The sequence below is a fragment of the Eubacterium sp. 14-2 genome (assembly GCF_000403845.2).
In the GTDB taxonomy this organism is placed as follows: Bacteria; Bacillota; Clostridia; order Lachnospirales; family Lachnospiraceae; genus Petralouisia.
In genome coordinates this window covers 853,616-874,078 of record NZ_KE159567.1, presented here as the reverse complement: position 1 = coordinate 874,078, position 20,463 = coordinate 853,616, and the positions used below count along the sequence as shown (strand labels likewise).

18 protein-coding genes are annotated in these 20,463 nt (G+C 54.1%); 6 read left to right on the top strand and 12 right to left on the bottom strand.

Annotated elements, in window-relative coordinates; translation table 11 throughout:
* Positions 1–59 precede the first annotated feature (59 nt).
* The 4 genes from C805_RS11275 (at position 60) to C805_RS11260 (ending at position 3,909) form a co-directional block, all read left to right on the top strand.
* Positions 60–1,379, top strand: a complete 1,320-nt coding sequence (locus C805_RS11275; protein ID WP_016213966.1) for an ABC transporter substrate-binding protein — start codon at positions 60–62, stop codon at positions 1,377–1,379.
* A 115-nt stretch (positions 1,380–1,494) separates the two neighbouring features.
* On the top strand, positions 1,495–2,373 hold the full coding sequence (locus C805_RS11270) for a carbohydrate ABC transporter permease (RefSeq protein ID WP_016213965.1): 879 nt from the start codon (positions 1,495–1,497) through the stop codon (positions 2,371–2,373).
* A 1-nt stretch (position 2,374) separates the two neighbouring features.
* Positions 2,375–3,232: a carbohydrate ABC transporter permease gene (locus C805_RS11265; RefSeq protein WP_016213964.1), complete on the top strand. Its 858-nt coding sequence runs from the start codon at positions 2,375–2,377 to the stop codon at positions 3,230–3,232.
* Between the two features lie 80 nt (positions 3,233–3,312).
* A complete protein-coding gene (locus C805_RS11260; protein WP_016213963.1) occupies positions 3,313–3,909 on the top strand; it encodes a CAP domain-containing protein in 597 nt (198 codons plus the stop codon).
* 8 nt (positions 3,910–3,917) lie between these two features.
* On the opposite strand, the gene C805_RS11255 is transcribed toward C805_RS11260, so the two are convergent.
* On the bottom strand, positions 3,918–5,432 hold the full coding sequence (locus C805_RS11255; RefSeq protein WP_016213962.1) for a recombinase family protein: 1,515 nt from the start codon (positions 5,430–5,432) through the stop codon (positions 3,918–3,920).
* A 187-nt stretch (positions 5,433–5,619) separates the two neighbouring features.
* On the opposite strand from C805_RS11255, the gene C805_RS11250 reads away from it, so the two are divergent.
* Positions 5,620–6,624, top strand: a complete 1,005-nt coding sequence (locus tag C805_RS11250; RefSeq protein WP_016213961.1) for a hypothetical protein — start codon at positions 5,620–5,622, stop codon at positions 6,622–6,624.
* An 82-nt stretch (positions 6,625–6,706) separates the two neighbouring features.
* Here C805_RS11250 and C805_RS11245 read toward each other — a convergent pair whose 3' ends face one another.
* The 7 genes from C805_RS11245 to C805_RS11225 form a co-directional block, all read right to left on the bottom strand.
* Entirely contained in the window at positions 6,707–8,284 is a 1,578-nt protein-coding gene (locus C805_RS11245; protein ID WP_016213960.1) for a recombinase family protein, read from the bottom strand.
* Positions 8,269–9,822 carry a recombinase family protein gene (locus C805_RS11240; RefSeq protein ID WP_016213959.1) on the bottom strand — a complete coding sequence of 518 codons (1,554 nt, stop codon included), beginning with the start codon at positions 9,820–9,822 and terminating at the stop codon, positions 8,269–8,271. The genes C805_RS11245 and C805_RS11240 overlap by 16 nt, the downstream gene beginning before the upstream one ends.
* A gap of 45 nt (positions 9,823–9,867) precedes the next feature.
* A complete protein-coding gene (locus C805_RS26665) occupies positions 9,868–10,044 on the bottom strand; it encodes an SHOCT domain-containing protein (protein ID WP_016213958.1) in 177 nt (58 codons plus the stop codon).
* Complete coding sequence (locus tag C805_RS11235; RefSeq protein ID WP_016213957.1) at positions 10,037–10,462, bottom strand: hypothetical protein; 426 nt, start codon at positions 10,460–10,462, stop codon at positions 10,037–10,039. The genes C805_RS26665 and C805_RS11235 overlap by 8 nt, the downstream gene beginning before the upstream one ends.
* A gap of 200 nt (positions 10,463–10,662) precedes the next feature.
* Entirely contained in the window at positions 10,663–10,941 is a 279-nt protein-coding gene (locus C805_RS26295; protein ID WP_022750980.1) for a hypothetical protein, read from the bottom strand.
* Between the two features lie 271 nt (positions 10,942–11,212).
* A complete protein-coding gene (locus C805_RS11230) occupies positions 11,213–12,724 on the bottom strand; it encodes an N-acetylmuramoyl-L-alanine amidase (protein ID WP_016213955.1) in 1,512 nt (503 codons plus the stop codon).
* 2 nt (positions 12,725–12,726) lie between these two features.
* Positions 12,727–13,146 (bottom strand): phage holin family protein, encoded by a 420-nt coding sequence (locus tag C805_RS11225; RefSeq protein WP_016213954.1) that lies wholly within the window; start codon positions 13,144–13,146, stop codon positions 12,727–12,729.
* A gap of 248 nt (positions 13,147–13,394) precedes the next feature.
* Between C805_RS11225 and C805_RS11220 the strand changes: the two genes are divergently transcribed.
* Positions 13,395–13,751, top strand: coding sequence for a SymE family type I addiction module toxin (locus tag C805_RS11220; protein WP_016213953.1), 357 nt, complete (start codon positions 13,395–13,397; stop codon positions 13,749–13,751).
* A 79-nt stretch (positions 13,752–13,830) separates the two neighbouring features.
* Here the strand turns inward: C805_RS11220 and C805_RS11215 are convergent, their stop codons facing one another.
* From C805_RS11215 to C805_RS11200, 4 genes are read right to left on the bottom strand one after another with little or no spacing between them, the layout of a single operon-like run.
* The gene (locus tag C805_RS11215) at positions 13,831–15,216 is read right to left on the bottom strand and encodes a hypothetical protein (protein WP_016213952.1); all 1,386 of its coding nucleotides are present in this window, start codon (positions 15,214–15,216) and stop codon (positions 13,831–13,833) included.
* Positions 15,217–15,226: 10 nt separating this feature from the next.
* The gene (locus tag C805_RS11210; RefSeq protein WP_016213951.1) at positions 15,227–17,083 is read right to left on the bottom strand and encodes a hypothetical protein; all 1,857 of its coding nucleotides are present in this window, start codon (positions 17,081–17,083) and stop codon (positions 15,227–15,229) included.
* A gap of 18 nt (positions 17,084–17,101) precedes the next feature.
* A complete protein-coding gene (locus C805_RS11205; protein ID WP_016213950.1) occupies positions 17,102–17,464 on the bottom strand; it encodes a hypothetical protein in 363 nt (120 codons plus the stop codon).
* A 6-nt stretch (positions 17,465–17,470) separates the two neighbouring features.
* Positions 17,471–20,407, bottom strand: a complete 2,937-nt coding sequence (locus C805_RS11200; protein ID WP_016213949.1) for a phage tail tape measure protein — start codon at positions 20,405–20,407, stop codon at positions 17,471–17,473.
* Positions 20,408–20,463 lie beyond the last annotated feature (56 nt).

Genomic DNA, 20,463 nt, shown 5'->3' with positions numbered 1-20,463 from the left:
GGGACAAAAATGAATCCTGTATTCTGACCATTACATTGCCTTTCATAAGGAGGAAAACTATGAAAAAGAAAAACCTGACAAAAGTTCTCGCCCTCTCTCTGAGTATGGCGGCAGCATTATCCCTTGCAGCATGCGGCAGCACTCCCGCATCCAACAATGATACTAAAAAAGAGGAAACGGAGACCACACAGGAGAACAGCGGCGAAGAAACAAAAAAAGACAGCAGCGGCAAAACAGAAATCAGCGTTATCGCAGCTCAGTATGGTCAGAACACTGCAGACTGGTGGAAAACCTTTGAAAGTGATTTTGAAAAAGACAACGAAGGAATTGACCTGAACGTGGAAGTTATTTCCTGGAATGATATTTCCACCACAGTCAACACCCGTGTTGCCAACAATCAGGCTCCTGATATTCTGAACATTGACGTATTTGCAGATTACCAGGCTGACGACCTGCTTCTTCCTGCAAAAGATTATGTATCGGAAGAAACCTACAACAAAATGTATGAAGCGTTCCTGGAGCAGTCAAACGTTGACGGAACCATCTGGGCTATTCCGGACCTTGCTTCTGCACGTGCCATGTATTACAACAAAGACATCCTGGAAGGCGCCGGCGTGGAAGCTCCTCCCGCTACATGGGATGAACTGACAGAAGCCTGCAAGAAAATCAAGGAAAAATATCCGGATGTTTACCCATGGGGTATTGATATGACAACAGATGAAGGCCAGGCAGCTTTCGCATACTATATCTGGAACAACGGCGGCGACTTTACAGACGCTGACGGAAACTGGACACTGAACAGCGCAGAAAATGTAGAAGCTATCGAATACGCTGTAGGACTTATCAATGATGGTTATACCAACACAGATCCTGCCAATGAAACACGTTACGACCTGCAGGATATGTTCGGAACCGGTAAAGTTGCCATGATGATCGCACCTAACAGTCTTCCTACCTATGTAAAAGACGGCGGCAATGAAGTAAACTACGGCATGGCTCCTATCCCCAACAACAACGGCACTTCCGTATCTGCCGGCGTTATGGACCGTTTCATGTGCTTTGACAATGAATACTCAGACGAAGAAATGGAAGCAATCAAAACTTTCTTTGATTATTTCTTTGAAGACGAACGCTACTCTGCATGGGTTGAAATGGAAGGTTTCCTGCCTGCTACCAAGACCGGCGGCGAAGCTCTTGCAGCAAAAGATGAATCCATGGCTCAGTGGATTGAGATCGTAGGAAGCTGTAAATTCTATCCTACCGCAAAAACTGAGTGGGCAGACGTAAAACAGGGTGTTATCAGCGCAGAACAGAATGCACTGTTAGGCGGAAATGTTCAGGAACTGCTTGACAGCTTACAGGCAGAAATTGCTCCGTAACATTTTGTATCACCTGCATCCCATGATGTAAACACGTAAGCCCCGATTAAGGCGAGATATGAGGCCGGGCTGTTACAGGCCCGGTCTCATTTTATAAGAATGATGAGGTGAACCTGTGAAAAAAATAATTCGAAAAATAGAACCTTATATCTGGATTTTGCCCAGTGTCCTGCTTATGCTTGTCTTTATTCTGGTTCCCATCGTATTTGTTTTCCGAATGGCACTGAGTAAAGTCAGCCGGGCCGGACTGATTAAAGGATTCACCGGATTAGCCAATTTTACGAAAATCCTGTCGACTCCTACTTTTTCCATGGTTTTGAAAAATACGCTGGTATGGACAGTGACGGTAGTGGGTCTTTCCACATTGCTCGGATTTATTCTGGCTCTCCTGTTAAATAATGCATTTAAAGGCCGCAAAGTTGCCAGAGCCATCGTGGTATTCCCATGGGCAACCACACTGGTTGTACAGGCAAGTATCTGGAAATTTATCATTGACACCGACTATGGTACGCTGAATACACTGCTGATGAAGCTGGGCATTATCGACCATGCAGTAAACTGGACTCCTTCTGCCGGCGCCTGGTTCGCCTGGGAAATTGCCTGCGGTATTTTTGTAACCATTCCCTTTGTTACTTTTACCGTCCTGTCCGGTCTCCAGTCCATCGATGGCAGCTACTATGAAGCCGCAACGGTAGACGGTGCCAGTTACTGGCAGAAACTGTTTAAGATCACGATCCCGCTGGTAAGCTCTTCTCTGACCGTCAGCACAGTATTAAATATTATTTATGTATTTAATTCATTCCCAATTATCTGGAATATGACAAAAGGAGATCCCGGCAACCGTACCGACACTCTGGTTACCTATCTGTACAAACTTGCCTTTTACAATGGTAAGCAGGGAGAGGCAGCGGCTGTATCTGTGATCGGCTTTCTGATTCTGTTAGTCTGTGCAACTGCCTACATGGTGGTGACCTTAAGGAAGGGAGATGAATAAAATGAATGAAAACGTAAAGAAGCCTGTAAACGGCAAAAAACTTACACTGAAGATTCTCCTGTACCTGGTTGTATTTATTATATGTGCACTGATTCTTTACCCGTATTTTGCCATGCTCTGCACTTCATTAAAGGATCGTTCCGAGATATTCTCCGCACAGGGTACTATTCTGCCGAAAAACGTTCTGTGGTCCAACTTTACGGATATATGGGACAGAGCTCCCATGGCAAAATACATGCTGAATTCTGTTCTGATTGCAGGAGGTTCCACAATTATCGCTCTGCTCTGCGGAATTCCTGCAGCTTATGCTTTATCCCGTATGAAATTCAAAGGCGATATTATTTTCCTGGGCTTTGTTATTGTTTCCCAGATGTTTGCACCGGTAGTTCTTCTGATTGGTATTTACAAAGTCATGATGACCTTAAACCTGACTAACAGCATTCTTGGATTAATCTTTATCAATGCCGCTTTTAATCAGGCATTTACCATCTGGCTGCTGCGGGGTACTTTCATGAGTATTTCTTCTGAGATGGAACAGGCTGCCAAAATAGACGGCTGCAACCGTCTGGAAGCCATGATAAAAATCCTGCTTCCGGTAGCGGCCCCTGGTATTGTAACTACTCTGATTTTTGTATTTATCAACGCCTGGAACGAGTATACCGTGGCGCTGACACTGATTTCAGATGACCTGAACAAGCCTCTGACAGTAGGTATCAACATCTTTAACGGTTACAACATGATTGAATGGCAGTATCTGTTCTCTGCTTCTCTGTTTGCAATCGCTCCGGTGGTTATTCTGTTTGCAATTATCGAAAAGAATCTGGTCAGCGGTCTTGCATCCGGTGGTGTAAAAGGCTAGAAACTGACATAATAAAAGCATCTGTGGCAGAGTATGGAGCACCCATACCCTGCCATATTTTTATCTGAAAGGAGAATACAATGACCAAACCCCAACATACTGTCCTTCCCGTTTCATCAGAAAGAAAACATTGCCCGTCAAAACTGATCACGTTTTTACTGATTTTCACGCTGTCGCTGTTTCAGATGTCCGGCATCGTTCAGGCAGCCCCCTCCCGCCCCTCGGACAGGAGCAAAGCGGGGAACGGCAATATCCTTGTGGGTGTTTCCGGCACCTTTGAGCAGAAAGACAAATCTGCCATCCTCAACAGAATCAACGCCATCCGCAAAGAGGCCTGCGAAAAAGGCTATCCCAATCCTTCCAACGGGCGAAAACTCACCATGGCAGATTATGTGCCCATGAAATGGTCCTCTGATCTGGAATGGATTGCACAGCTCAGGGCGGCGGAAAGTACCGTAAATGAAAGCCATACCCGTCCAAACGGGCTGACCTGTTTCAGTATCCGCAGAAATAACCAGCAGAGCTGGGCTGAGAATCTGGCATGGAATTACTCCGGGCTGATGCAGGGGATTGAACAGTGGTATGGAGAAAAAAATGACTGGGTGAAGCAGAATTCCCATGCTGTCACCGGACACTATACCAGTTTAATCACTGCCCCCAGTATTGCAGATACATAAATGGATTTTTAATTGATTTCCCCAACAAACTTATAGAAAATCCTAATATTCTGGACTTTCTCTCCATTGATGGTCTGAGGTTCCGAAACCTCAATCTTTTCGATCAGGCGATTGACGATCTCTGTGGTCAACTCCTTAATCTCGGCACATTCCGCCATTTCATCGGCAAGGCGTTCCGCTTTATCTGCGCTGTCCTCCAAATTTTCTGCCATCGCTCTTAACTTTTCGATTTGCTCTGTATAGTCTTTCTTTTCCTGCTCAAAATGCGCAGACAGCAACCGGAACTGTTGCTCCGATATCATCTGCTTCGACCAGTCACTATACAGCTTAATGAATTGTTTATCAGATTCTTTTAACTTTTTCTCTAAGACAGTCACTTTTTTATCAATATTTGTCCTCCTGTTTGCCGATGACATATCCATCTGGCCAAGCACTTTCCTCATGAATTTCTCCCGGTTTTTAATGACTTTTCCTGCATGGAACTGGATATCGGAAAAAAACAATTCTTCCAGCGCCCCCGCGCTGATGCGGTGCTGGCTGCAGAACTTCGTCCCTCTTACACGATAGATGCGGCACTGGTAATACGTCTTTTCAAGCAAAGGTCTGTTCGGGTTCCTTCCGTCCGTATGGATAATCAGGTTATTTCCACAATCGGCGCATTTTAAAATCCCTCGGAACTTGTTGTCATAACCAGAAGTACAAGGCTTCACTTTTGTATGCCTGTCAAAGATTTCCTGCACGGTATTCCATGTATGCTCGTCCACAATGGCTTCATGGTTGCTGGGTATAACTATACGTTCCTTAATCGGGATATAACCTCTTGTCTGCTGTTTAAAATGCTTCTTATCATACCTCTGTACCCAAAAATAACCTTTATACAGCGGATTGCGGAGAATACGGAAAACCGTTTCCTGTTTCCAGTTATAAGCGTCATCATCTGCAATCAAAAATTTCCCAAAATACTCCTGCTTATAATAGGCTGATTTCGGAATTTTCTCTTGATAAAGGACTTTCCCGATTTTATTATTCCCATAGCCTTTCAAAGCAAGCTGGAAAATATAACGGACTGTCGGCGCTGTCTCTTCATCCGTAATCAGATGGTTCTTGTCTGCCGGGTCTTTTTTGCAACCGAAGGGAGCATGGACTCCCATAAATTCGCCTTGGCAGGCACGGATATACTTGCCAGATTTTACTTTTTTGGAAATATCCCGCGAATAAAATTCATTTAAGATGTTCTTGAATGGAGTGATGTCCATCTCGCCGCTATTCGCTGAATCTACACCATCATTGACAGCAATATAACGGACATGATGGTTCGGGAAAAATACCTCAATATATGCCCCGCTTTCTAGATAATTTCTGCCAAGTCTGGACAGGTCTTCCGTTATGACGCAATCCACGTGCCCAGCTTCGATATCCGCAATCATTTGTTGAAACGATGGTCTATTGAAGTTGGTGCCTGAATATCCGTCATCTATGTAAACGCTGTCTTTGATACAATTTGATTTTTCCTTAAACCCCATGATTTTTTACCGATACCCCGCGATTTTTTATCATACTCCATGATTTTCCTATACCCCGTGATTTTTCCCCATACTCCACGATTTTTCCTATACTCCGTGATTTTTCCCATAAAAAATCAAAAGCTTTGGAAATATCCTGGCATCCGTGGTATAATTGCTTCATTGAACACTTAAGGAGGCACACGGAATGGACGTATACCATGATAACAATATATGGGGGAAAGGCTCGCCTGAAACCAAGCTGACAGCCCTCCCTGTCAATCACTCTTTTCTTTGGGGAGAACAGGAAATACTTATCCCAACAGTCTATGTAGGCAAAGCAGGCGCCGCCCTCGATGTATGCGCAAAAATCCCGATAGAAGATATGGCGGCATTTCTGAAAAAATGGGATTATGAGCGGCGGATGTCCCTAAAAACCCCAGAAGAATTTGAGCAGATAGATGCGGACAACCCCGGAAGCAGGGAATTTGCCGTAGAAATATGCCTTGATGGTACGCCACTGGTGCGCCGCATGAGCAGCAGCCTGAGATGGTATCCGGAAAATATAATTCAGATGGGGAATGCCAATCCAGCCAGCGAGGACGGATTTGAAAATAATAAATCTGCCGAGGAATGGATGGGGACTTATGGCTGCGACAAGGGATGCTGCTGGTATTTTGAGCGGCTTTCCTATAATTGGGACGGAGAACCGATACTGTCCCCTCAGAAAATATCACTTGCTTTCCGGGCAAACTTAATCTCCATCACTGCGGGGCATTTTTCCTCTGACGTTTCCTGTGATGGCAAAACGGTAAAGACAGCCCATCCCATAACCGGTCAGGAATACACCCTGACACTGCATAGTTGCGAACAGATCAGGAACAGCTTCGCAGAAATTGGAGCGAAAGGTGTGGTTTACCCAGAATACTGCCAGATACTCTCTTACAGCATTGCACCAGAAATAGACCGCAGCCTTTTTTGCATCCGCGACTGCGCAGAAGGCGACCACCCAAGAATGGGTGATGCCCAAGGGCCGCCGGGCGGGCCAGACGGCCCCACAGCAGTTTTTATGGCCGGGAAAAATGCCGCTCCTGACAAACGGATGGCAGCTTCCTCCCTGCATTTTGAGCCTGTGTCAGAAGTGCAGTGGCGGATGGTATTCCAGATAAAGCCAAAGAATGATGCAGAAATCAGCTTTCCCATCAAAGCATGATCCCACACAAATAGCAGCATAAACATTAACCACACAGAATCCCCCGGAGCCGTTTTCTTCCCTGCTCCGGGGGACTATATTCTCATGCCTTTATCTCCATCCCGTTCTTGAAAGTGAAGCGGATGTCCTCCCTGCTGTACACCGTGGCGTACTCCACAAGGCTGTACCAGTCGTCCTCGTTAAATTCCGTGAGCGGGCCGTCCCGCTTTTCCAGGGCGGAAACAAACCTCCCGATCTTCTCCCGCTTCGCCTGCCGCTCCGTGATGGCCTGGCTGACTTCCGAAAGCCGCCCCTTCGCCCTGTTGAACCGCCCCGCCAGCCCGTCATACTTTTTCTGGTACTCCGTCTGGTCAAGGGCGACGCGGGCATTCTCCGCCACGCACTGTTCAATCAGCTCCGCCACCACGTTCATCTCCTCCTGCAGCCGCAGGCGCTCCGTCTCCAGCTCCGCGGTGCCGAAAAGCGTGTCTTTTATGGAATCGTAATCCTCCCGCACCCCGTCCTTTTCTGCAAAGATGGCATTGGCCGCTTTCAGGAAAAGCTGTTTGATGGTTTCCTCGTCAAGGTGGGGCGTGCCGCATTTCTCCCCGCCGTCAAACTTGTGGTTGCACTGCCAGATGGTCTTGCGGTACTTGCTGTTGGAATGCCACACCTTGGAGCCATACCAGCCCCCGCAGTCCGCACATTTTATCCGGCCGGAGAATACGCCCATGCTGCCCGCCCGGTTCTTCCCGGAATGCCTGGCCGCCATCTGGTGCTGCGCCTCCTCGAACACGGAGGGGCTGATGATGGTCTGGTGGTTGTTCTCCACATAATACTGCGGCACCTCGCCCTCGTTTACCTTCTTCTGCTTGGTGAGGAAGTCCACCGTGTACACCTTCTGCAGGAGAGCGTCGCCTTTATATTTTTCGTTGGTAAGAATGCTTTTGACCGTGCTGGAAGACCATGCCTCCTTGCCACCGGGCGATGGGATGCCCTCCGCCGTCAGCAGTTTTGCGATTGCGTGGGGCGAGCGCCCCTGCAGGAAGAGGCCGTAAATCCTGCGGACGGTCTCCGCCTGTTCCTCGTTGATGACGAGGTTTCCATCTTCGCCCCGGTCGTAGCCCAGGAACCGCTTGAACGGCACCGTGACCTTGCCGTCCGCGAACCGCTTCCTCTGCCCCCAGGTGCAGTTCTCCGAGATGCTCCGGCTCTCCTCCTGCGCCAGCGAGGACATGATGGTAAGGAGCAGCTCGCCCTTGCTGTCAAACGTCCAGATGTTCTCTTTCTCGAAGTAGCACTCCACCCTGTTCTCCTTCAGCTTCCGGATGGTCGTGAGGCTGTCCACCGTGTTCCTTGCGAAGCGGGAGACGCTCTTGGTGATGATGAGGTCGATGGCGCCGGAAAGCGCGTCCTCCACCATTTTGTTGAAGCCGTCGCGCTTTTTCGTGTTACAGCCGGTTATGCCTTCGTCCGCATATACAGATACGAATTCCCAATCCTCGCGCCCGTTGATGTAGTTCGTGTAATAGTCCACCTGCGCCTCGTAGCTGCTCTGCTGCTCCTCATGGTCGGTGGAGACGCGGGCATAGGCGGCCACCCTGCGTTTTTTATAGCTGCCTATCGGCGCCGCCGTGTGCCTGTTCACCGTGGCCGGTATCGTGATCACGCTCTTTGCCATCGCTCTTTCCTCCCTCCATAAAAATTGAATTCCAGGCTGCCATCCGGAAATGCCGTGATTTCCTCTATCTGCTTTTCAAACTCCGCTTCGTCAAATTCCTCCAGCCCCATCATGTGCGCGGAAACCTGCCTCAGCTTGTAATCGGTGCAGTTTGGGTTATGGCACTCCACATTCTTCCTTTTCTTGCCGATGCAGTACCAGTACACCCACTTCCCCGCGCCGTTCACCCGGTGGTATGTATTCCCGCAGGCGGCGCACCGTATCTTCCCCTGGAAGCAGTCCGTGACCGTGGCGATGTGCCTGGGCGGGTCCAGGTGCAGGTTCTTCCAGACTTTCGTCTCCCCGCCGGTGAGATGGAATTCCAGGTCCCCGTTTTCCATGACGGTGATGCCCCGGACAGCCTTTTCAAACACAGCCCCGTCAAACTCATCCATTCCAAGCATCCGCGCCGAAATCCGCTCCAGCTCTTCCTCGCTGAAATTCACGCTGGTGCAGCTCATGCCCGTCTCCTTTTTGGAGCGGCATATCCAGTGTACATAGGTCTTCCCCCTTATGGTCCCTTTCTTCCGTGTGAACGGCTGCCCGCAGACGCCGCATTTCATCTTCCCTGTAAAAGGGTAGGCGGGATTGACAAGCCCCGCCCGCCGTTCTATCTCCGCCTGGACCTTTGCGTAGGTTTCCCGGTCAATGATGGCTTCATGGCAGTCTGCCATGTAATACTGCGGCAGCTCCCCGCCGTTCTTTACCTTTGCCTTGGTGATGGGGTCCGCCATGTAGCATTTCTGCCGCCGGATGTCGCCGGCATAGACCTCGTTGAAAATGAGCTGCCGCACCGAGGCTTCCTGGAAATCGTTGCCAAGAGTGGTGCGGATGCCCACCCTGTTCATGTTCTCCGCAATCCGGCGGAAGGAAACGCCGTCAATGTACATCTGGAACATCCAGCGGACTGCTTCCGCCTCTTCCGGTATGATGACATATTTTTTCTCATCCTCATCATACCGGTATCCGAGGATGTGCTTGTTCGCCGTCCCGATCTCGCCGGACTGGAACCGCCGCCTGACTCCCCACTTCACGTTTTCCGAGATGCTCCGGCTCTCCTCCTGTGCAAAGGACGCCAGGAGCGAGAGCATCAGCTCCCCATCCTCTGAAAGCGAATTGATGTGTTCCTTCTCGAACCGCACCTCGATGCCGAGGGACTTCAAATGCCTGACCGTCTCCAGAAGGTCGACCGTGTTCCTTGCGAAGCGGCTGATGGATTTCGTCAGGATGATGTTGATCCTGCCCGCCTCGCAGTCGGCGAGCATCCTTAAGAATTCGCCGCGCCTGGCCGTCCCTGTCCCGGATATCCCGCAGTCCGCGTACACCCCTGCGTATTCCCATTCCGGATTGTTCTGGATGAGCGCGCTGTAATGGCTTATCTGTGCGGAAACGGAATTCATGAGCCGCTCCGTGTCCCTCGAAACACGGGCATAGGCGGCCACCTTTTTCCGCCCTGCCAGTGCGGGGATGGCCGGCTCGATTTTTCTGATTTTCTTCAATAGAAACCACTCCTTTCCGCTACCATTCATCACTCCAGACCGCACTTATTGCAAGGTTTTTCCGGCTAATAATGTACCCAGAATTGGCCGGTGTTTCTGCAAAAGTATTGTATCAATTTCCGAATATTCCTCTTTGGTGATGGCGCCTTCTTCGAGCATCGCCCGCGCCACGGCAAGCGACATCCGGTAGCGCATCTCCGCGCGGAATTCCCCCTCACTCATCTGCGCCGCCTCCCCCGAACCTGGCTTTTATATAGCACCCGTGGGAGCAGTATTTCCTCCTGGAATCCCCATAGACGTCAAACTGCTCCCCGCACCTGGCGCAGGTGAAGGAATAGACCGCCCTCTGCCTTATCTGCTCCGGATGCCCGTGCCACCACTTCTCCCGGCACTCCCTGGAGCAGAACGCCCGCCGCTTCACGCCCGCCGTCTGCTGCAGCGGCTTCCCGCATTTCCGGCAGATGCCTTCCTGCGCCTGGGCGTCCTCCTGCCCGTCCTGCGCCGCCTGCCCCGCCAGGCCGTTCCTCCTGCAGAAGCTGCGCACCGCGTCCCTGGACACGCCCGCCAGCCTTGCCGTCTCCGTATATCCCATGCCTGCCCGCCGCAGGTCTGAAACCTTCCTTTTCTGTTCCTCCGTCATGAAAAACACACCTCCTGCCATATGCCACCGCAGGGACGGGAATCGGACGGTTGCATCGGCATTTTTTCTGCGCCTCCCGCCGTGCGGAAAAATAGCTTTCACATATAGGCCACGGAAACGGGGGAACTGAACCCCCTGAAATCAAAAAATGGCCCACGACATTTTATGTGCCGCGGGCTTGTCACTATTCGCGCCGGGCTTTACGCCATGGCGCGCCTCCCGTTTAGCTGCCACACATCGTGGCTCTTGATCTGCCGGACGGCGGAGGATACCGTGCTGGCATGGCCGTGCCTATGGTAGTAGGCCGTCCCCTTCGTGTGCTTGTGGTAGATGCGGACCGGATACCGGTCATAGGAAAGTTTCTGGACGATCCAGCAGTGTTTGGTGCATCTGGACTGGACCTCAAAGAAGTCATCCGTCTGGCGGATGAGCCGGAAGTAAGGGGAAGTGAGAAGTGTGCGTTCTTTCGCAGTGAACATCAGCATCCCTCCTTCCGCCGCCCCCTGCGTGGCAGGCGGGCTGTTTCCATAAACTGTTTTTTCATAGGCGTGTGCCTCCTTTATTTTTCTGCCGCCGTTCCCGGCAGCGCCCTTTGGGGTAGTGCCATGTTAAATCAGATTCCGCAGATTATCCACTCATATCTGCGCCATAAGATGCACAAACTTTCCATCCGTTTCCTGTGTAGTTTACACCCACTAAAAAACGGGCCCGCGGCACATGGGAAAATGCCGCGGGCCCTGCTGTCTGTATTTATATCCGGCTGGCGTGATCGAGCGAAATCCATCCGTTTCTCTTTTCCCGGTAGGATTTCAGCAGCCCCCACCGGGATGCGCCTTTCCCGTCCGCTTCCTCAACAATGGTAAATACACCCATACCAGTCACCTTCCCGGTCTTGGGCTTATCCGTCCCAGGCGCTTCCCGGATGTTCAGGTCGGGGATGGACACCCGCACAAGGTACGGCTGGAATGCCGCCGCCCTGGTATACACCGCCTTCCCCGATTCATCAAACACGGAATGCCCCGGATTTTCGTCCGCACACTTCTTGGCGTTCCCCAGCGACTTGAACGCCCCTTTCTGCGAGGATGCGTCCGCCCACGACTTCCGGACGCGGTACCAGGCTTCGGTCTCTGCGGGAGCAGGCTTTGGTGAGCCTCCCGCCGTGCCAAGGATGCCTTTCAGGATGGAGAGGATTTTCTCCCCATAGCCAGCTCCCGCCGCCCATCCTTTCCCGGCCGGATTTTCTTTCTGCCCAAGCCACTCCACATATTCCGCACAGCCCCTCGTGACATACTTAAAACGCGGGTCAATGCAGGCGTTCTTCAGTTCGTCCGTGGAGGCGTAGGCTTTCAAATGCTGCACCTGCGCCCGGATGCCGAGCTGCGGCGTGCCAAAGGAATTTCCCTTCATACCATTGGAAGTCACGCCCATGCCGCAGAAATTGTTCTGTGAAAGCGTGACCGCAGAGCCGGAAAAGGTAAAATTGCCGGTCTCAAGGCAGGACTGTGCAAAGGCGACGTCGCCCCGGACTCCCTCCGCCTTACCCTCGGAGAGATACAGCGGAACCGTATCGAGGACAGACTGCGCCACTGCCGGATTCTTCCCTTTGATATAATTCCTCATCTGCTCTGCCGTTGCCGCGGAATCCCCCATGATCTTCGTGTATCTGCCCGTGCCGGAGGATGCGCCTCCCATCGCCGCCTTGACTGCTTTGCGGAACCCGTCCATCGTGTACCCCGCGCCAAGCTGCGTCCATAAATGCTCCGGGTCGCCGTGGTTGCTGGCAATGCCCCGTCTGTGTCCCTCTTTGTGGCTGATGACTACGCCATCCTCCAATGGATTCAGGCTGTATTTTTTACAGAGCATGGCGAACAGCTCCACCGCTGCCTCATAGGTTCTTTTTGCCACCGCTTTTGCCGCGGCCACATCGGAGCAGGTAAAGTTAGAGCCTGCCGTGTACCGGATACACGCAGGCTCGCACATCTCCACCCCGATATGGGTATTGTTCCCGCTCCCCTTATTCCCGCTTCCGCAGTGCCATCCCCTGTGGTTCCACGGGAGCGTCTGGTACACTGCGCCATCGTTCCCGTCAATGAAACCGTGGACGCAGGAACTATCGTGCGCCGGGCTATTCCAGCTATTGATGAAAGCGGATGCCTTCGGCTGCGGGCAGCCCACGGAATGGAGCATCAGCCCCTTCACCGTGATCTTCCGCCCTGCCGTATAGCAGGGGTTCCTTGTCAGGATGCTTTCCACCAGTTTCACGATTATTCATCCCCCTTCCCGTCCTCTGCCCTGTCATGGAGCTGCTCCAGGATATCCTTCAGCTTTTCCGGGATGGGCAGCCCAAGGTGTCCGGCGTTCTCTAAAAGGCTCACGCCCTCATTGGAAATATAGAAAAAGATAACCGCCGTCCGCAGGACAGAGCCGTTCCCGATGACCTGCACATCGAGGATGTTGGCGATCCCCACCAGCAGGAAGATCAGCACCTTCTTTGCGATGCCCTTAAATCCCACCTCGCTGGACAGCTTCTTATCCGCCGCGGCGCACATCACGCCCGTGACATAGTCCACCACGACAAATACGACAAGCGCGTACAGCAGGCCGTCACAGCCGCCTAAGAACCAGCCGAGCCATCCCCCGATGGCCGTAAAGATGAGTTGGATCGTGTTCCAGAATTCCTTCATGTTGAAACCTCCTTTAAATGATTTTTTGTATGATAAAAGGCCGCCCGCCAATGGCGGACAGCCCCGTATCCAAAAGGATATTTATTTGTGTCGTTTACACAAGTATCTGTGGGAATCTTTGTCACATTTATGCCCCTGTTTTCCTTGCTATTTCACGGCTTCAGAGTGATTAATAACACTACCCAAAGCCCCGCCTGCCCGGAAAACGGGAGGCGGCACGGGAAATAAAAATGCAAGGAGGACACCCTATGAAAACAAAAAATATCAAAGTCTTATACAGCAGCCGCTATTCCCAGAGCGGCGGAATCCTGCGCACCGGCTCCGGCCCGTGCTGCACGGTGCCGAAGATACAGATGGAGGGGAAGTGGCTGGAAGCCCTCGGCTTTTCCATCGGCACCCCGCTCATCGTTGAATACGAAGAGGGCTTCATCCGCATCCGCACCCTCACCGCCGAAGAACTGGCGGCAAAAGAACAGCGGGAGACGCAGGCGGAGATTTCCCGCAGGATTGCGGAACTTGAAAAGATGAAGCGCCGCGCGGAAAAAGAAGCCGCATCCCTCTCCATGGTCGCAGAGCCGTCTGACAGGTACGCCGCACAGCAGTAAATCCCCGCCGGGATTCCCCCGGCATACACACATCCCTTTTACCACGGCAGGGGAAACGCCTCCCCCTGCCGTAAAGCCGTCACTGCCCCTCGTCCGTCAGCGTGTAGGTGATCTTCATCGTCTTGTCCGCCGTCTTCACCACCGCCGAGGACAGGTTGTTTATGGTGCCCAGGTATGGCGTGCGCAGGAACATATACCTCGCGTCATACGCCCAGGAGATGCAGAAGTTTTTATAACAGAACAAAGGCGTCTGCACGTCCTCCGTCTTTTTGTTCCCCTTGTTCTGCCTGACCGTGTCGTCCGCGAACAGCAGGAAGTCATACCCCACGATGATGTCCCCCATCAGCTCCATGGCGTTCCCCGCAAGGCTCCCTCCCAGGGCGTTCCCCCTTGCCGTGAACCCCGCCGGGATAAACGTGACGTCGGACGGGTTCGTAAGGCATATCTTGTAGAACCCGGTGTAGCCGTAGTTGAACGTGTAGAGGTACCCGCCCCGGATGCTGGCGCGGGTCCAGGTCTTGTACAGCTCGTAGTTGGTGTCGCGGTACCCCATGGTCGGGAGCTGGACGTTGGTGAGCGTCCATGTGCCTTCCGTGTAGCTGAAGTCCGTGCGGTCTATCTTTATCCATTTCACCGAGGCGTTCCCGGAGGAATTCGGGCTGTTGCAGAACCCGTACCAGTACCCGTCCCATCCGTTCAGGAAAAAGCCGTAATAATACACGTTCTTCTTAAAGCCGAACACGGACGGCTCGATCTCCCAGCTTTCCAGCTCCTGCACGGAGCTGTCGTTCAGCTTCTCGTTGACGCACAGGCTCACCATGGGGAGCCTGGACCTGCTGATGGTGATGATGTTTGTGTTGCTGCAGTTGATGGACCAGACCTCCTCCTTCTCAAAATCGCATTCTATGGCGTTGCTTAAGAGCCACCGCTTCCGGTTCGTGCATCCGGCAATGGAGACCGCCTTCATGACCACGAACGCAGTGCCGTCCTCTGTTTCGCTCCCATACACGTTCTTGCCGCCCCAGGAGCTTGTGAGGGCGGCCGCGGCTATCGTGCCGTTGCCCTGGCTCGTGGTGAAGTCCCACACGAATTTATAGCCCCTGTCGATGGGGCCGCTCTCCGTCTGGTTCATGCTGCCCCGCGCCGTGTCCGTCCCAAGGTTCACGTCGTTGGAGGCGTAGGCCACGGGGTAGTTCGCGGACATGGGGTAGAGGTTATCCTTCCGCTCCTCCAGCGTATCCGCAAACAGCAGGATGCCGCCCAGCGTGTTCGGGCAGATGGGCAGGAGCTGGCTGTTCACCGTGATGTTCTTCGAGCTTGTGCCGGAGTCGAAATACACCCCCAGCAGGTTGCTCCCAAGGATGTTGTCCACGGCGTCCGTGACCATGTTCTCCTCCCGGATGGTTTCTGTCTCCCCGCTGCCCGCATCCGTCAGTTCAATCGTCATAGTCCCTTTCAGTTTCATGATGCCCTCCTTACTCCGGCAGCACAAGGCCGGTAAACCCTGTAATAACTTTTGGGAATGTTTCTGTGTGGCGGACGGCTTTTTCCTGCGGCCATGAAACGGCAAGCCGCTCTTCCGCCGGCCTCAGGCATTGTTTCTGCGTAAGCATGGCCGCCGGGAAATACTCCTCGAATTCCAGCGTCCCGTCCCAGTTCTTCGTCGCGCCCGCCATCGCCTGGCCGCTGATGGAGGCGATGCACCCGCCCGCAGGGACCGCCGCCTCCCCGCCTTCCGCCGAAAGGTACACGCGGAACGTGTGCATCCGTTCCTGCACAATTCCCGCCAGCGGGTAATAGAGGGAGAGGATGTGCCTGCCGCTGCCGAAAGTTTCTTCCGGGTAAACCGACAGGATCTCGTTGTCGTCAAACTCATAGGCGGCAAGGATGGAAACCCTCCCGTCCTCCTTCCACTTCACGGGCAGCGAGACATCCACTTCCACATCTGTACTCCCCGCTGTTTCCGTTTCCACACCCCCGTTTCCTTCCCCGGAATCCACAGCCCCGCCGGATTCTGCGGGGAGCGGCACGGTGACTTTCCCCTCTGCGGACGCCTGCCGCTCCACCTGGGCGGCGGAGATTTCAAGCATCACCTGGCCGATGAACTGCGCGTCCGTCTCCTGGGAGGACGCGAACTCCATGCTGATGACCGCGCACCTGGCTTTGGAAAGGCTGTACGCCTTCGCGTTGGTGTAGGTGAACAGCCCCATCTTCCCCGCCTCGATCTGGTTTAAGAGGCCGGAGATGTTCTTGTCATTTTTCGATTTCGCCTGCGCCAGCCTTGGGTTCTTCCCCACGCATTTCAGCGTATGTTTTCCCCCGATCTTACAGTTAAAGGAAGTGATACACGCAACCTGGCTCCCATCCGCCTGCCCGCCCGTGAAGGTCAGCACATCCCCCAGGTCAAGCGCCGGATTGCCGATGGTGCTGGAATCAAAAGGCACATAACTGACCACCGCCAGATCATTTAAAATGTTCCGGCAGAGCTGCTCCCGCGTCTCCTCCAGCCCGAACTGCAGGAGCGGGTTCACCGCCAGGTTCATGGTCAGCCCGTCGTCCGGCTCCAGGGCGTAATACTCCGCCGTCTGTGTGCGCAGGTTCGTGGAGCTGACCGCAGTGTACCGGGTGATGAAGTCGGAAAAGCTGCTGGTGAACCGGTGCCTGCTCTTTACCTCCATCACCGGCTGTGTCCCGTATTTGCGCAGCTCCAGCTTCCCCTCCCGGCTGATGCAGAAAAAGCCGCCAAGCACCTGCCCCACGAAGTACAGCACGTCACGGTACGTCTCAATGTCATTCTCCGGGTAGATGGAGAGCAGCTCCGTGCCGTTGGGCATGGCCTCGATCTCCGCCTGTGTGTGCGCCAGCTCCACGGCACAGGCTTTGCAGCATAAATCAAGAAAAGCGTAGGCATTGCCCACGGTCTCAAATCCATTGAAACTTTTCTCAAAGCGGAGCATATAGTCGTAGGCTTTCAGCTCCAGGCAGTGCGCCGTCCGGTTCGCCTCGCTGACCTCGAAGATGCCCATCGGCACTTCCTCGAAACTCCCGTCCGCAAGCCGCAGGTGGTAGGAAAGCCGCACCTTCGCCCCTTCCAATGTGTAGCGGTCAATCTGGGAAAAGAGCGTGACGCCCATCTCGGCGGCGTACACCGTCCCCAGCTCGATCTCTGCGCTGCCGCAGCACTGCGCCGTGATGTACCCGCTCCCTTTCACGATATCTTTGTAAACGAATGGGTATACAGCGCCGCCCTTTGTCGTGATCTGCCCCGTCCAGCGGTAGTTCCGTGTGTTCTCCTGCACCGCCCGCAGGAATGCCTCGCTCACCGGGTACATCCGGATGCCCACCTCCCCCTACAGTTCCTTCAAAGTAAACGACACTTTCCACAATCCTTTATAGGATGTGTCTTTCACAAGAGCCGCCTTATAGCCGCTGATAAACATCTCCGTCCGCTTCATTTCCAGCGTCTCCGTGTCAAAGTAGTCCACAGTCAGTTTTTCTTTCTGTTTAAACCCCGTCAGCATTTTCAGCCATTTCGGGGAAACGGAGAAAGCGGCGGGGATGGACACCACGCCCATCCGCACCACGTCCCTCTGCGTGGTCCCGGCCTCCGTCTCGCCCCCGGAGTCCGCCTCAACATCTGCCATCTGCACCTCATAGGAATCGGGCAGGGGGAGCGGCACACCGTCAATTGCCAGATACTGTATATATGCCATACCGCTTTACCTCCCTCCCGACCTTAAGTTCTGCCTTGCCTGGGCATCCACCACCACTTCGTCCAGCAGCGTCCCGCCCACATACACGGGGATGCAGATGGTCCCGCCGCCCGCCATTTCCTGCAGGCCGGAAAGCATCTCCCGGAGCCCTCCTAAAAGCTCGCCCACGGAAGAATCCCCGGAGGAATCCCGTCCGCCCTGCATCCCCTGGACAGTCGCCTGTGGCTGGAGCATTAAGTCGGATGCCACGCCGGACACGGCCTTCTTCACCATGCCCCGGCTCTTTTCGATGCCCTTTGCCAGCCCGGACATGAAGTCCGGCATCCAGCTTTCGTAGTCTGTCAGCGGCCCCTCGTCCGGCACGGAGAAGTGCAGGAAGGAGCGTATCTTATCCGCCACGTCCGACACCGCGTTTATCACGTTGCCGATGGCGCTGCGGATGCCGTCCGCAATGCCGTTGATGAAGTCCTTCCCCCACTCCAGGGCTTTCCCCGGCAGCGAGGTGATGAAGCTGACGGCGGACTGGAACCCGGACTGCACCACGCTCCCCAGGGAGGAAAGCGCGGAGCGTATCCCGGACACCATGGCCTTGAAAGCGTTCACCGCCGCCTGCTTTAAGTTGGACGCAATAGACGACACTAAATTTTTCAGCCCGTTCCATGCGGACGAGGCCGTGTTCTTTATTGCCGTCCAGATATTGGCAATCGTAGTTTTCAGCCCATTAAACAGGATGGAAACATGGTTCACAAGCCCCTGCGCCAGTGAGCCGACCACCTGCTTGATGCCGTTCCAGATATTGGACGCCGCATTCTTGATGTTGTTCCAGATGTTGGCGGCGTCCTCCTTCAGCTTGGTAAAATTCCCGGTCACCAGGTCGATAAGAAGAAGCACCGGTCCAAGCACTACGTTCTTTATCAGCTCCCATGCCCCGGAAGCCGCTGTCTTTATCCCGTTCCAGATGCCCTGCAGCGTTGTGGAGAGGTTCTCCCACAGGGAGCGTATCATGTCCACGATCCCCGTCAGCACGGGATTGTTCATCATGTTCGTCCAGATATTGCTGAAAAAGTCTCCCACGGACTGCCACAGCCCGCTCCACCATGCCGGGATGCCCTGGAAGAATGAGACCAGGGAATTCCAGGCATTCGGTATGGTCTCCGTAAAGAAAGAACAGATGACTTCCCATGCGGAAACAAAAAATTCCTTGATCTGCGTCCAGATGGCGTTCACCGCATCCCGGAACCACTCACACTTGTTGTACAGCACCACAAGTATCGCCACCACTGCCGCAATCGCCAGGGGCACCCAGCCGATAGCCGCCACCACGGCGGAGATCGCCGGAATCACCGTCCCGGACACGAAAGCAATCACGCCGGAAATGGCACTGGCGATCTGCGGCACCACGGTCATAATTGTTCCGATTGCCCCGACCACTTTCCCGATGACGATCAGGACGGGGCCGAGCGCCGCAGCCACAAGGGCGACCGTGACAATAATCTTCTTCGTGCCTTCGTCCAGGCTGTTCAGCCAGTCCACAAGCCCCTGTATCCAGCCAACAATCTGCCGGATGTACGGCATCAGGATTTCGCCTATGGATATCGCCAGTTCCTCAAGCTGGCTCTTTAGGATGGTGAGCTGCCCCGCAAGGTTATCCTGCATGGTGGCCGCCATCTTCTCCGCCGTGCCGTCACAGTTGTTGATGGCGTTGTTTAATTTCTCAATGTCCCCTGGAGCAGCGTTCATCACCGCAAGGAAGCCGGACATGGCGTTCTTCCCGACCAGAGCTTCCGCATTGGCGGCCTTCTCCGACTCGGACATCTGTGCGAATGCTGCACGGCAGTCTGCCAGGATGTCCCCAAGGCTCCTCATGCTGCCGTCCGTGTTCGTGGTCTGGATGGTCAGCTCGCCGAAAGCGTCCCCGACAAACTTCACTTCCCCGGTGAGGTTCGTCATCATGGAGCGCATGGCTGTGCCTGCCTGGGAGGACTTGATGCCCGCGTTCGCCATCAGGCCGATGGCTTCCGCTGTATCCTCTGCGGAAAAGCCGAGCGCGCCAGCCACGGGCGCACAGTATTTGAACGTCTCGCCCATCATGGATACGTTCGTGTTGGCGTTCGAGCTTGCCGCCGCAAGGATATCCGCGAAATGCCCGGAATCCTCCGCCGACAGCCCCAGGGCGGTCAGCGCGTCCGTCACGATGTCCGAGGTGGTCGCCAGATCCTCCCCGGAGGCTGCGGCAAGGTTCATGATGCCCTCGATGCCGGAGAGCATATCGTTCGTCTTCCAGCCGGCCATGGCCATGTAGTTCATCGCCTCCGCCGCCTCGGATGCGGAGAACTTGGTCTTGCTGCCCATCTCACGGGCCTTATCCCGCAGGGCTTCCAGGTCCTTCCCGGTCGCCCCGGACACAGCCGCCACCTGGCTCATGGCGGAGTCGAAGTCGGAAGCCACCTTCACGGCAGCCGCGCCAAGCCCGCCCACCGCCGCAGTGACGGGCATCAGCTTCTGCCCCACGCCCTCAATGGCGGAGCCGACCGTCTTTAACTTCTCCCCCGTGGCGGCAATCTTCTGCAAAGCCACGGCGGACTGCCCCGCCTGCCGCTCCAGGTCACGCAGGTTGTTTTCCGTCTCGATGATCTCCCGCTGGAGGGCATCGTACTGGCTCTGGGAAATCTCGCCCCTTGCCAGCGCGTCATTCGCCTGCTCCGCCGCCGTTTTCAGCGTCTCCAGCTTTTCCTTCGTTTCCGAAACCGCCTGGCCGAGCAGCCGGTGCTTCTGCGCCATCAGCTCCGTGTTGCCGGGGTCGAGCTTCAGCAGCTTCTCCACGTCCTTAAGCTGTGACTGCGTGTTCCGTATCTCCGTGTTCACGCCTTTTAGCGCCGTCTGGAGCTTCGTGGTGTCGCCGCCGATCTCTACCGTAATCCCTTTTATCCTGTTTGCCGCCACACCAACACCCCCTTAACGGCGCAAAAAAAGCCCGGCTGCCCAGGCGTTATCAAAAA